Annotated in this window: 12 protein-coding genes and 2 riboswitches; of the genes, 4 read left to right on the forward strand and 8 right to left on the reverse strand. The window is 68.6% G+C overall.

Annotated elements, in window-relative coordinates; translation table 11 throughout:
- Positions 1-81: 81 nt before the first annotated feature.
- From APZ15_RS04630 to APZ15_RS04645, 4 genes are all read left to right on the forward strand, one after another.
- On the forward strand, positions 82-543 hold the full coding sequence (locus APZ15_RS04630; protein WP_027788680.1) for an antitoxin PaaA2 family protein: 462 nt from the start codon (positions 82-84) through the stop codon (positions 541-543).
- On the forward strand, positions 540-824 hold the full coding sequence (locus tag APZ15_RS04635) for a type II toxin-antitoxin system RelE/ParE family toxin (RefSeq protein WP_027788679.1): 285 nt from the start codon (positions 540-542) through the stop codon (positions 822-824). The genes APZ15_RS04630 and APZ15_RS04635 overlap by 4 nt, the downstream gene beginning before the upstream one ends.
- A 136-nt stretch (positions 825-960) precedes the next feature.
- On the forward strand, positions 961-1,197 hold the full coding sequence (locus APZ15_RS04640; protein WP_027788678.1) for an antitoxin: 237 nt from the start codon (positions 961-963) through the stop codon (positions 1,195-1,197).
- Positions 1,197-1,598 carry a type II toxin-antitoxin system VapC family toxin gene (locus APZ15_RS04645; RefSeq protein ID WP_027788677.1) on the forward strand — a complete coding sequence of 134 codons (402 nt, stop codon included), beginning with the start codon at positions 1,197-1,199 and terminating at the stop codon, positions 1,596-1,598. Before APZ15_RS04640 ends, APZ15_RS04645 begins: the two co-directional genes overlap by 1 nt.
- Positions 1,599-1,664: 66 nt before the next feature.
- Here APZ15_RS04645 and APZ15_RS04650 read toward each other — a convergent pair whose 3' ends face one another.
- The 8 genes from APZ15_RS04650 to APZ15_RS04685 form a co-directional block, all read right to left on the reverse strand.
- Positions 1,665-3,053 carry an L-serine ammonia-lyase gene (locus APZ15_RS04650; protein WP_027788676.1) on the reverse strand — a complete coding sequence of 463 codons (1,389 nt, stop codon included), beginning with the start codon at positions 3,051-3,053 and terminating at the stop codon, positions 1,665-1,667.
- Between the two features lie 30 nt (positions 3,054-3,083).
- Positions 3,084-4,220 (reverse strand): alginate lyase family protein, encoded by a 1,137-nt coding sequence (locus tag APZ15_RS04655; protein WP_027788675.1) that lies wholly within the window; start codon positions 4,218-4,220, stop codon positions 3,084-3,086.
- Between the two features lie 151 nt (positions 4,221-4,371).
- Positions 4,372-7,299, reverse strand: coding sequence for an aminomethyl-transferring glycine dehydrogenase (gene gcvP / locus APZ15_RS04660; RefSeq protein WP_027788674.1), 2,928 nt, complete (start codon positions 7,297-7,299; stop codon positions 4,372-4,374).
- Positions 7,300-7,362: 63 nt separating this feature from the next.
- Positions 7,363-7,743 (reverse strand): glycine cleavage system protein GcvH, encoded by a 381-nt coding sequence (gene gcvH, locus APZ15_RS04665; RefSeq protein WP_027788673.1) that lies wholly within the window; start codon positions 7,741-7,743, stop codon positions 7,363-7,365.
- A gap of 117 nt (positions 7,744-7,860) precedes the next feature.
- Entirely contained in the window at positions 7,861-8,979 is a 1,119-nt protein-coding gene (gcvT, locus tag APZ15_RS04670) for a glycine cleavage system aminomethyltransferase GcvT (protein WP_027788672.1), read from the reverse strand.
- Positions 8,980-9,063: 84 nt separating this feature from the next.
- Positions 9,064-9,197, reverse strand: a riboswitch (glycine riboswitch).
- A gap of 34 nt (positions 9,198-9,231) precedes the next feature.
- A riboswitch (glycine riboswitch) is annotated at positions 9,232-9,332 on the reverse strand.
- 113 nt (positions 9,333-9,445) lie between these two features.
- Positions 9,446-9,808 (reverse strand): hypothetical protein, encoded by a 363-nt coding sequence (locus APZ15_RS04675; protein WP_027788671.1) that lies wholly within the window; start codon positions 9,806-9,808, stop codon positions 9,446-9,448.
- A 170-nt stretch (positions 9,809-9,978) separates the two neighbouring features.
- Positions 9,979-11,031, reverse strand: a complete 1,053-nt coding sequence (locus APZ15_RS04680; RefSeq protein ID WP_027788670.1) for an oxidoreductase — start codon at positions 11,029-11,031, stop codon at positions 9,979-9,981.
- 237 nt (positions 11,032-11,268) lie between these two features.
- Positions 11,269-11,976, reverse strand: coding sequence for an SGNH/GDSL hydrolase family protein (locus APZ15_RS04685; protein WP_027788669.1), 708 nt, complete (start codon positions 11,974-11,976; stop codon positions 11,269-11,271).
- Positions 11,977-12,045 lie beyond the last annotated feature (69 nt).

The raw sequence follows: 12,045 nt of genomic DNA on the forward strand, positions 1-12,045 counted from the left end.
GGCGCCGATTAACAATAAAATGGGCAGCCAGGCAATAGTAAAATTTCAACGAACGGATGGATAAAGGGATCGAGGATCGCCATGACAACCGAAACGATCGATCAAAAGATGCTGACGGAGCTTGTCAAAGCCGGCGCCGTAAGCGCGGCCCGCGTGGTGGGGTGCGGCAACGGTTGGGCACTTTCCGCCCGTTGCGGTGCGCACGAACGTTTCCTGTCGGCGAAACGCGGCGACGTGCGGGTGTTTCGCCGCTTTGAAACGCTGGTCGGCTTTCTGCGCGACATCGGCATCAGCCGGTTCGATGTGGACGCGTCCACGTTCGACCCGGATGCGGCCTGCCGCGCGACCCGGCCCGATCGCGCAGCTGCGCTGAAGGCGGCACACGAGGCAGCGGCCCACGATCGCTGGTTTCGCGAGCAGGTGCAGCAGGCGCTGGACGATCCGCGCGCGTCGATTCCCGACGCGGAGGTGAGCGCCGACTTCGCGTCGCGCCGTGCGGCGCTGCGTGAACGGCTCGCGGGCAGGCGAGGGGATGCTTCTTGACCCTCGCGCTGCACTGGAATCCGAAGGCGTACGAGGATCGCGCCGCGATCATGGACTACATCGGCGAGGACGACCCGCAGGCCGCAATCGAACTCGACGAACTGCTGGAACAAAGGGCCGCCACGTTGCCGGCCCGTGCAGAGCTGTATCGGCAAGGGCGAGTGGCCGGCACGCGCGAACTGGTGGTCGCGCCGAACTACGTGCTCGTGTATCGCATCAGACCGGCTGAGGGGATCGTCGAGATCCTCCGCGTGCTGCATGCGCGACGGCAGTGGCCGTGATGCCCGATATCCGCAAGTCGGCGTCGAGCAGCGGATGAAGGATTTCACGGGAACGCATGTTATGTACACACATGGATTTACATCGCAGACCGCATCGGATAATGTACATCCCATGTACATCCGTGCGGAGATCGACATGCACACGACGAAGGTATTTCGGAACGGCAACTCGCAGGCCGTGCGAATTCCTGCCGACCTCGCCTATGAGCGTAACGATATCGAACTGGAAATCGAGCGTATCGGTGACGAAATCCGTATTCGACCGATGCGGCGGCCGTTGACCCGCGTACTCGAGAAGTTCGCGAAATTCGGGCCGGATTTCATGGCCGAAGGGCGCGGCGACCAGGAGCAGGCCGATCGCGAGGAGCTGTAATGCCGCGCTACATGCTCGACACCAACATGTGCATCTATCTGATGAAGAACCAGCCCGAGCAAGTCGCGAAACAATTTGCGCAGTGCTACACGGGGGATGTGGTGATGTCGGCGATCACGTATGCCGAGCTCGAGTACGGCGTCGCCGCATGTGCGAATCCTGCGCGGGAGCGTCGCCATCTCGCCGCGCTGATCGACGATATCCCCGTTGCTCCGTTCGACGTCGCGGCGGCGCAAGCGTACGGTCCGGTCCGCGACGCAACCCGCGAGCGGAAGAGGGATCATCTCGACAAGCTGATCGCCGCGCACGCGGTGTCGCTCGACGTTGCGCTCGTGACCAACAACGAGCGGGATTTCGTCAGCTATCCGGGATTGCGGCTGGAGAACTGGCTGAACGATTGATGTCGGGCATCGAGCCCGGCGGTCAGGCGGGACATCGATCCGCCCCGCATGACCGCCGAACCGGCATCAGCACTCGACGATGTTCACCGCGAGCCCGCCGCGCGACGTTTCCTTGTACTTCGTCTTCATGTCGGCACCGGTCTCGCGCATCGTCTTGATCACCGAATCGAGCGACACGTAGTGCGAGCCGTCGCCGCGCAACGCCATGCGCGCCGCGTTGACCGCCTTCACCGACGCCATCGCGTTGCGCTCGATGCAGGGAATCTGCACCATCCCGCCGACCGGGTCGCAGGTGAGGCCGAGGTTGTGCTCCATCCCGATCTCGGCCGCGTTCTCGACCTGCTGCGGCGTGCCGCCGAGCACGGCCGCGAGCGCGCCCGCGGCCATCGAGCACGCGACGCCCACTTCGCCCTGGCAGCCGACTTCCGCGCCGGAGATCGACGCATTCAGCTTGTAGAGAATGCCGATCGCGGCGGCGGTGAGCAGGAAGTCGATCACGCCCTGCTCGTTCGCGCCCGGCGTGAAGCGCGTGTAGTAGTGCAGCACGGCGGGGATGATGCCGGCCGCGCCGTTGGTCGGCGCGGTCACGACGCGCCCGCCGGCCGCGTTTTCCTCGTTGACCGCGATCGCGTACAGGTTGATCCAGTCGATCATCGACAGCGGATCCTGCAGCGCACGCTCCGGGCTGCCCGTCAGCGTGCGGTACAGCTGCGGCGCGCGGCGCTTGACCTGGAACGGGCCGGGCAGGTTGCCGTCGGCATCCGGGTTGCCGATTCCGCAGCCGCGCGACACGCACGACTGCATCACCGCCCAGATCTTCAGCAGGCCGTCGCGCGTCTCTTCCTCGGTGTGCCACGCGCGCTCGTTTTCCCACATCAGCTGCGCGATCGACTTGCCGGTCGACTCGGTCAGCGCGAGCAGCTCGGCGCCGGTGCGGAACGGGTGCGTCATCTGCTCGGCCGCGCTCAGCACCTTCGTGTTCGGCGCGCCGGCCGTCACGACGAAGCCGCCGCCGACCGACAGGTACGTGCGCTCGACCAGCACCGCGCCGTTCGCGTCGCTCGCGCGCAGCTTCATCCCGTTCGGATGCTCGGGCAGCGCCTGGCGGTAGAACGCGATGTTCTCCTTCAGCACGAACGGCACCGGGTGCGTGCCGAGCAGCGCGAGCTTCTTCGACTGGCGGACGTCTTCCAGCCGCGCGTCGATCGTGTCGGGATCGACGGTGTCGGGCGCGTCGCCGAGCAGGCCGAGCATCACGCCGCGGTCGGTGCCGTGGCCCTTGCCGGTGGCGCCGAGCGAGCCGTACAGCTCGACCTTCACGTGGGCGGTCGCGTCGAGCATCCCGTCGCGCTCGAGGCCCTGGACGAACATCAGCGCCGCGCGCATCGGCCCGACCGTATGCGAACTGGACGGACCGATACCGATCTTGAAGAGGTCAAAGACGCTGACTGCCATTTCGATTCCTGCCTTGCTTTAAGAGTAGTGCTAGCGCGCCTGCAATGGCAGGCACGCGGCGAGCCATGCGGGCGGCGTTGGGGAAAGTTGCTGCGCGACGCGGGCATAGCGCCCGTCGAGCCGCGCGGCCAGATGAAAGAGTTCGGTGGCGTTTTTCGGGTCCCACTGCCCCGTGTAGCCCGGCAGGCCGGCTTCGCGGCGCTTCGCGTCGAACGGCACCGGCGAATTCACGAATTCCTCGTGCGTTTTCTCGCCGAGCGCGTACGGCACGAGCCAGTCGAGCGCGGCCTCGAGGGTCGCGCCGTTCGTGCCGCGCTCGCGCAGCCAGTTGCGGTTGAAGCGGCGCGCGGCGAGCGCGGCCGTCACCAGCGGCTGCAGGTCGTAGACCGCGTAGTGCAGCGCATCGCGTTCCTCGAAGTCCCACGTCTTGCCGTCCGGGCCGATGTTGTCGGCCAGATGCTCGACGAACAGCCGCTGCGCGGCGTTCATCATCCTGCGGTCGCCGAGCGTGAACGCGGACAGCGCGATCAGCTTGATCCGGTGGCTCTGCCAGTTGTTGCGCCAGGTGCCGGTGAGCGGGCGCTTCTGCGCGTCGATCTGCGCGACATAACCGGCGCCGAGCTTCGCGATGAACGCCGCGGTCGCGTTGCGGGTCTTCACCGGCAGCGCGCTTGCGGTCATGTCGTACGCGACGATCAGGCTGTCGAAACGCGTCTCGTCGATCGGGTTGAAGCTCGGCTGGTAGGTGCCGACCCACGCGGACAGGAAGCGGTCGACGAGCTGCAGGTAGCGCGGCGCGTTCGTCACGCGCCACGCGAGCGCGGCATCGCGCATCAGGTCGAGATCCTTCAGCGCGGCGGCGCTCTGGTCGTAGATGCCTTCGTGCGGCAGCGTGCCCTCGGTGTGCACGCGCGCCATCGCCTTCGGCTGCTCGCCGATGCGTGCGTCGACGCTGCGGATCAGCGCCTGGACGCCCGGCTCGGCCTGCGTCGTTTCGCTTGCCTGCAGGGCCGGCGCCGCGCAGAAATTCATCGCCGCGCGCGCGCTGCCGCACGCGCCGAGGCCGGCAGCGGCCAACGACAGCGACGCGACGAACATCGGCACGAAGCGGCGCGCGCGCGGCCGCCCTTGCAGTGCACCATGGCCCGGAAACATCGGACGCACCATGCGGAACTCCTTCATTGGCTGGATCGCGTGTGATGTTAGCCGGATTGGCGCACGAACGTGCACGGGTTCGAGCGGCGAACAAAAAAACCGCACGCAACCCCGGGTTGCGTGCGGTGCGGGCACCATCGGACGGCTCCTGGCCTCGTGTGCGTTATGCGTATTCCGACATCGGCACGCACGAGCAGAACAGGTTGCGGTCGCCGTAGACGTTGTCCGCGCGGCCGACCGGCGGCCAGTACTTGTTCGTGCCGAGCGACGCGACCGGGTACGCGGCCTGCTCGCGCGAGTACGCGTGCGGCCATTCGTTCGCGGTGACGACGGCCGCCGTATGCGGGGCGTGACGCAGCGGGTTGTCCTCGCGGTCGGCGCGGCCTTCCTCGACCGCACGGATTTCCTCGCGGATCGCGATCATCGCGGCGATGAAGCGGTCGAGTTCCTCCTGCGATTCCGATTCGGTCGGCTCGACCATCAGCGTGCCCGGCACCGGGAAGCTCATCGTCGGCGCGTGGAAGCCGTAATCCATCAGGCGCTTCGCGACGTCGTCGACGGTGATGCCGCTCGATTCCTTGATCGGGCGCAGGTCGAGAATGCACTCGTGCGCCACCAGCCCGCCCGGGCCCGAATACAGCACCGGGTAGTGCGGCGCGAGGCGCTTCGCGATGTAGTTCGCGTTGAGGATCGCGGTTTCCGTCGCGGCGGTCAGGTTCTTCGCGCCCATCATCGCGATGTACATCCACGAGATCGGCAGGATCGACGCCGAGCCGTACGGCGCGGCCGACACCGCGCCGATGCCGTTTTCGTCGCGCGAGTAGCCGGTCGAACGCTGGTTCGGCAGGAACTTCGCGAGGTGCGCGCCGACCGCGACCGGGCCGACGCCCGGGCCGCCGCCGCCGTGCGGGATGCAGAAGGTCTTGTGCAGGTTCAGGTGCGACACGTCGCCGCCGAACTGGCCCGGCGCGGTCAGGCCGACCATCGCGTTCATGTTCGCGCCGTCGACGTACACCTGGCCGCCGTGCGCATGCACGATCTCGCAGATCTCCCGGACGTTCTGCTCGAACACGCCGTGCGTCGACGGATACGTGATCATGATCGCCGCGAGGTCCTTCGCGTGCTCGTCGGCCTTGGCCTTGAGATCGGCGATGTCGACGTTGCCCTGCGCGTCGCAGGCGACGACCACGACCTTCATGCCGGCCATGTGCGCGGAGGCCGGGTTCGTGCCGTGCGCGGATGCCGGGATCAGGCACACGTCGCGGTGCGCTTCGCCGCGCGATGCGTGGTAAGCGTGGATGATCAGCAGGCCCGCGTACTCGCCCTGCGAGCCGGCGTTCGGCTGCAGCGACACGGCCGCGTAGCCGGTGGCCGCGACGAGCATCTGCTCGAGCTGGTCGATCATCTCGCGGTAGCCGACGGTCTGCTCGGCCGGCGCGAACGGATGGATGCCGCCGAATTCGGGCCACGTGACCGGCAGCATTTCCGACGTCGCGTTCAGCTTCATCGTGCACGAGCCGAGCGGGATCATCGAGCGGTCGAGCGCGAGATCCTTGTCCGACAGGCTGCGCAGGTAGCGCAGCATTTCGGTTTCGGAATGGTGGCGGTTGAACACGTGGTGCGTCAGGTACGCGCTCGTGCGCTCGAGGCCGGCCGGCAGCGCGGCAACGCCGGCAAGGCCCGCGTCGAGGGCATCGACGGCCGGTGCGGTGCCGCCCGCGGCCTGCGCGAACACGGCGAGGAGATCGGCGAGGTCGTCGCGCGTCGTCGTTTCGTCGACCGACACGCCGACTTGCGTGTCGCTCACGCGGCGCAGGTTGATGCGCTTGGCCTTCGCGAGTTCGTGGACCTGCGCGGTGCGCGCACCGGTATCGATCGTCAGCGTGTCGAAGAACGTGTCGTTGACGGTCGCGAAGCCGAGCTGCTTCACGCCGGCGGCGAAGAGGGCCGCGATGCGGTTCACGCGCAGCGCGATCGTCTTCAGGCCGTGCGGGCCGTGGTAGACCGCGTACATGCTGGCCATGATCGCGAGCAGCGCCTGTGCGGTACATACGTTCGAGGTCGCCTTCTCGCGGCGGATGTGCTGTTCGCGCGTCTGCAGCGCGAGGCGCAGCGCGGGCTTGCCCTGCGCGTCGACCGTCACGCCGACGAGGCGGCCCGGCATCTGGCGCTTGAATTCGTCACGCACCGCGAGATACGCGGCGTGCGGGCCGCCGAAGCCCATCGGCACGCCGAAGCGCTGCGTGTTGCCGATCGCGACGTCCGCGCCCCAGTCGCCGGGCGGCGTCAGCACGGTCAGCGCGAGCAGGTCGGCCGCGACGACCACGTGGCCGCCGGCCGCGTGGATCGCTTCGGTGAGCGCGCGGTAGTCGCGCACGTCGCCGTTCACGCCCGGGTATTGCAGCAGCACGCCGAACGCATTCGCCTGCGCTGCGTCGGCGGCCGGGCCCGTCTTGACCTCGATGCCGACCGGCAGCGCGCGCGTGCGGATCACTTCGAGGGTTTGCGGCAGCACGTCGTCGGCGACGTAGAACACGTTCGATGCCGGCTTGCCGGTGCGTTGCAGCAGCGTCATCGCTTCGGCGGCGGCGGTGGCTTCATCGAGCAGCGACGCGTTCGAGATCGCGAGGCCCGTCAGGTCGGCGACCATCTGCTGGAAGTTCAGGAGCGCCTCGAGGCGGCCCTGGGAAATTTCGGGCTGGTACGGCGTGTAGGCCGTGTACCACGCCGGGTTTTCGAGCACGTTGCGCAGGATCACGGCCGGCGTGTGCGTGTCGTGGTAACCCTGACCGATATACGAGCGGAACACCTGGTTCTTGTCCGCGAGAACCCGCAGTGCGGCGAGGGCTTCGGCCTCGCTCTTCGGCTGCGCGAACGGGCCGAGCGGCAGCGTTTCGGCGCGGCGGATCGAGGCCGGGATCACGGCGTCGATCAGGGCGGCGCGCGACGCGAAGCCGAGCGTGTCGAGCATGGCCTGCTGGCTGGCGGCGTCGGGGCCGATGTGGCGTTCGGCGAACGCGTCGTGCGTTTCGAGCGCGGCGAGCGAGAGGGGCGTGCGGTTCATCAGGCGGTCCGGGTGTTCGAGCTTCATGGCGTGACTCTGGTCCCGCGCGGGCCGGCCGGCGGCCGGCGTCGCGCGGTTCGGGTAAGGGAATTAGTCGATCAGCTTGCTGTAGGCGGCGGCGTCGAGCAGGCCGTCGGTCGATGCGCCGTCGGCGAGCTTGATCTTGAACAGCCACGTGTCGTACGCGTCGCTGTTCACTTCTTCCGGCGTGTCGACGGCGTCCGCGTTGATCGCGACCACCTCGCCCGACACCGGCGAATAGATGTCCGACGCGGCTTTCACCGATTCGACGACGCCGATCGCGTCGCCCGCCTTCACCTGCTTGCCGACGGCCGGCAGTTCGAGGAAAACGATGTCGCCGAGCGTGTTCTGCGCGTGATCGGTGATGCCGACCGTCAGCGTGCCGTCGGCTTCAGTGCGGATCCACTCGTGTTCGTCGGTGTACTTCAGATCGGCCGGGACGTTGCTCATCGGATGCTCCTGATAAAAGGGTTTGTTCGTTTTGCTGGCGCGCCGCCGGGGCGCGCCGGGTGTGGTGTTGCGCCAGGCGCCATCTCCCGGCTTCCCGGGAGGCGGGCCTCCCGGCCGTTACGCAGCGAGGACCTTGCCGTTGCGCACGAACGGCAGTTTTACCACGCGCGCGGGAAGATTCTTGTCTCGAATTTGCACCTGGACCACGTCGCCGATCTGGACGGCCGCCGGCACGCGCGCGAACGCAATCGATTCCTGCATCGACGGCGAGAACGTGCCGCTCGTGATCTCGCCTTCGCCGTGCGGCGTGACGACCTTCTGGTGCGCGCGCAGCACGCCGCCCGCCTTGCCGTTTTCCTTCTGCAGGATCAGGCCGACGAACGCGGCGCGGGTGCCGTTTGCTTCAAGGGCGGCGCGGCCGACGAAGTCGCGCGGCGCGCCGAGGTCGACCGTCCACGCGAGGCCCGCGTCGAGCGGGGAGACGGTGTCGTCCATGTCCTGGCCGTACAGGTTCATGCCGGCCTCGAGGCGCAGCGTGTCGCGCGCGCCGAGCCCGCACGGGCGCACGCCGTTCTGCTGCAGCGCGTTCCACAGCGCTTCGACGTGCACGGCCGGGACGATCACTTCGAAGCCGTCTTCGCCGGTATAGCCGGTGCGTGCGACGGTGAGATCGCCGAACGGCGTGCCGGCGACCTGCGCGGCGTTGAACGGCTTCAGCTCGCTCGTCGCGGCACGCGCGGCGGGCACGGTCGCCCAGGCCTTTTCGCGGGCGTTCGGGCCCTGTACGGCGATGATCGCGAAATCGCGGCGCGGCGCGATCGTGACGCCGTAGCCGCCTTGCTCGTTCATCTGGTTGAACCACGCGATGTCTTTCTCGGCCGTGCCGGCGTTGACGACGACGCGGAAGAATTCTTCGGTGAAGTAGTAGACGATCAGGTCGTCGATGACGCCGCCTTGCGGATTGAGCAGGCACGAGTAGAGTGCCTTGCCGGGCGTCTTGAGCTTGCCGACGTTGTTCGCGATCGCGTGCTCGAAGAACGCGCGCACGCGGCTGCCGGTGAAATCGACGACGCACATGTGCGACACGTCGAACATGCCGGCGTCGGTGCGCACGGCTTCATGTTCTTCGATCTGCGAGCCGTAGTTGACGGGCATGTCCCAGCCGCCGAAGTCGACCATGCGGGCATTGAGCGCGCGGTGCGCGGCGTTGAGCGGGGTGTGATTCAGTGCAGTCATCGAGGCCTCAGGCAAGGCGCTTGCGCGCGGATCAGAACGGCCATGTGCCGACCACCGCGGCCGACGGCCTGCGAGCGATCCGGTACATGCCCCTCTGTCCTCGATACCTGAGAGATTGCGCTGCCGGCCAGGCCTGGCGAACGCGCGCCCCTTCGGTGGGCAGCCTGCCCGCGCAGCCTATGCGCTGCGGGCTACTGCCGCTCTCCAGAGTGCGGGGAGTGTGTGGCCCGCGCGATGCACGGACGAGGTTCCCCGACGCGGTCGGTCCTTTTGCCTGAGAGTTTGCGGGTGTGCCCCTTCGGCGGCGCAACCGGCTGGAACAGCACGGTCACACGCTCTCCCGACGCGTGCGGGCGACTGTACGCGAGCAGGTGGGCCTTGTCAATTTGAGCAAAAGAATGTCGCTTCGCGACAAGCGGCGGCAACCGGTGCCGCCGCTTTTTCCGCGCCGGCGGGCGCCGGTGCGTTACTCGCCGATCGCGCGCGCGGCCGTGTCGAGTTCCTGGTTCAGCACGCGCTGCTCGTCGCCGGACAGGCCGCCGCTGTGCTGCGCGGACATGTCGTTCGCTTCCTGGCGGATCACGTCGAGGCGGTGGTGAAGCTGCGCGCCGTACGGCGGCGGGTAGTAGCCGCCGTTCACGCGCGCATCGATGCGGCGGTGCAGGTTGTCGATCCGGCCCTGGATCTGCTGCATCCGCTCGTTCGCGACGACCTGCGGATTCGGCCGCGGCGGAGGGGCCGGGCGAACCGGCTGCTGCGGCTGCACGATACAGGCCGCAAGCGAGGAAACCAGGACGCAGCACGCTGCTGCGCGAATCAACCGTTGCATCAACATTCTCCAGACGGATTGGTGTCGGATCGACTTTTTCGAGAAACGCGTCAGACCGGTCGGACGCTGACTTTCGTTCCCCCGGCATTTGTAACCGAATGTTCCTGTAATCGAATCCGCCGGGCCGGCCGCGCGCGTGCCGGCTGGCCGCGACCGGCCGGCGCGCGGTGTCAGATCGTGCGGCGCACGAACGGCAGCCGGCGGCCGTCGTGCTCGCTCTGCGCGGCGAGCTCGATGATCGTCATCACGTCGACGGCATCCTGCGTGGTGACGGGGAACGGCGCGCCGTCGCGGATCGACGCGGCGAGCGCGCGGTAGAACTCCGCGTACTGGCCGTCGAGTGTCGGCACCGGGCGTTCGACCTCGACCTCGCCGTCGAGCACGCGCAGCAGGCCCGGCGGGTTGCCGCCGCCGAATTCGACGTCGTCTGCGGTGAGGCCGGCCTTGAGCTGGTCTTCCTGCGTGTCGAGCCCGAACTTCTGGTAGCTGCCGCGTGTGCCGTGCAGCGTGAAGCGCGCGGGTTCGATCGCCGACAGCGCGCTCGCATGCAGCGCCACTTCCTTGTCCGGATAACCGAGCTGCAGGTGCACGAAATCGGGCGCCGTACCGTTGTCGCGACGGGTCTTGACGGTCGCGCCCACCGTTTCGGGCAGGCCGAACAGCGCGAGCGCCTGGTCGATCAGGTGCGGGCCGAGGTCGAGCAGCAGGCCGCCGCCGCGGGCGGGCTCCTCGCGCCAGCGCGTGCGCGGCGTCGGGCGGAAGCGGTCGAAGTGCGACGCGAAATACGTGAGCCGGCCGAGCTCGCCCGATTCGACGATGCGGCGCACGGTGAGGAAATCGCCGTCCCAGCGGCGGTTGTGGAACGGCGCGAACAGCCGGCTGCGTGCGTTCGCGAGCCGCGCGAGCGCAAGCGCCTCGTCGGCGGTGAGCGTGACGGGCTTGTCGACGACCACGTGGCGGCCGGCTTCGAGCACCTGGCGCGCGAGCGCGAAGTGCGTGTCGTTCGGCGTGGCGATCACCACGCATTCGATGTCGTCGAGGCCGAGCAGCGTGTCGAGATCGGGGACGACGCGCGCGCCCGGATACGCGGCCTGCGCGCGATCGGGCTGCCCCGTCGCGATCGCGGCGACTTCAGTGCGGCCGCTCGTGGCGATGACCGGCGCGTGGAACGTCGCGCCGGCGAAACCGAAACCCATCAAACCAATCCTGAGCAATGACGACATGGCAATCCCTGGCTGCGAAGGAAACTAAAGGATGGTGCGCCGAGACGGCGCGAAGACGACCGGCTATTTTGGCATGGCGCCGCCGCTCGTACCGGGGCGTTCGGGCGACACCGCGCGGTGCGATGCGGCACTTGCGCAAGGAAAGCCGGCATTTTGCGCGGGCCCGTGTGCCGACCGTGCGGGGTTTTGCGTGCCGGCCCGCGCGGTGAAAGGCCGGTGCCGGGGCGCCGTGCCGCGTCATGCGGCCATCCGGCGCAGCACGGCGGCGGCGACTTGCGTGGCCCACACCGTGCAGGCGGCAGCGCCGGGGTGGAAGCCGTCGGCGGCCATCAGGTGGCGCTCGAGCGGCAGCTCGACGCGCAGGAACGTGCAGTGCGGCTGCGTGGCGGCCCAGCCGGCGAGCGCCGTGTTGAGCCGTTTCGCGCGCAACCCGAGATACCACGCGAGCGGCTGCGGCAGCGCCGGAAAGCGCTCCATCGGCGGCACCGCCGACAGGATCGCGTGGCCGACCCGGAAGCGCGTGGCGAGCAGCCGGACGAGCTCGGCCTGCTGCGCCTGCCAGCGGGCCGGCGGCACGCCGCCCGTCACGTCGTTGACGCCGAGCGACGTGACGGCCACGTCGAACGGCTCGGCCGGTTCGGCGGCGAGCCAGTCGACGAGCTCCCGCGTGGTCAGGCCCGTGCGCGCGAGCAGCTTCCAGCGGACGCGGTGCGTGGCCGCGAGCGCGTTCGCCAGCTGCCCGGACAGCGCGTCGCGCTGCGTCGCGACGCCGACGCCCGCGGCGGCCGAATCGCCGACCACCAGCACGCGCAGCGGCGGGCCGTCGCCCGCCACGCCGTCGCGCGGGCCGGCCGCCTCGGGCAGGCGCGGCGTGACGCGGCGCACGTAGCGCCCCTGCGCGAACAGCAGCGGGCCAAGGGCGGCGGTGGCGAACGGGTATCCCATGATGTCGATCCGGTGGCGATTCAGGCGGTTGGGCGCGGGGCGGCGCCGGGTGGAGATATTGTGGCCGAT

The organism is Burkholderia cepacia ATCC 25416, from assembly GCF_001411495.1.
Classification (GTDB): Bacteria; Pseudomonadota; Gammaproteobacteria; order Burkholderiales; family Burkholderiaceae; genus Burkholderia; species Burkholderia cepacia.

Bases quoted from the DNA above. Each gene is read 5' to 3' on its own strand.
- APZ15_RS04645 (WP_027788677.1), top strand. From the start codon at position 1,197: ATGCCGCGCTACATGCTCGACACCAACATGTGCATCTATCTGATGAAG.
- APZ15_RS04655 (WP_027788675.1), bottom strand. From the start codon at position 4,220: ATGGTGCGTCCGATGTTTCCGGGCCATGGTGCACTGCAAGGGCGGCCG.
- APZ15_RS04630 (WP_027788680.1), top strand. From the start codon at position 82: ATGACAACCGAAACGATCGATCAAAAGATGCTGACGGAGCTTGTCAAA.
- APZ15_RS04640 (WP_027788678.1), top strand. From the start codon at position 961: ATGCACACGACGAAGGTATTTCGGAACGGCAACTCGCAGGCCGTGCGA.
- gcvH (WP_027788673.1), bottom strand. From the start codon at position 7,743: ATGAGCAACGTCCCGGCCGATCTGAAGTACACCGACGAACACGAGTGG.
- gcvT (WP_027788672.1), bottom strand. From the start codon at position 8,979: ATGACTGCACTGAATCACACCCCGCTCAACGCCGCGCACCGCGCGCTC.
- APZ15_RS04685 (WP_027788669.1), bottom strand. From the start codon at position 11,976: ATGGGATACCCGTTCGCCACCGCCGCCCTTGGCCCGCTGCTGTTCGCG.
- gcvP (WP_027788674.1), bottom strand. From the start codon at position 7,299: ATGAAGCTCGAACACCCGGACCGCCTGATGAACCGCACGCCCCTCTCG.
- APZ15_RS04675 (WP_027788671.1), bottom strand. From the start codon at position 9,808: ATGCAACGGTTGATTCGCGCAGCAGCGTGCTGCGTCCTGGTTTCCTCG.
- APZ15_RS04650 (WP_027788676.1), bottom strand. From the start codon at position 3,053: ATGGCAGTCAGCGTCTTTGACCTCTTCAAGATCGGTATCGGTCCGTCC.
- APZ15_RS04680 (WP_027788670.1), bottom strand. From the start codon at position 11,031: ATGTCGTCATTGCTCAGGATTGGTTTGATGGGTTTCGGTTTCGCCGGC.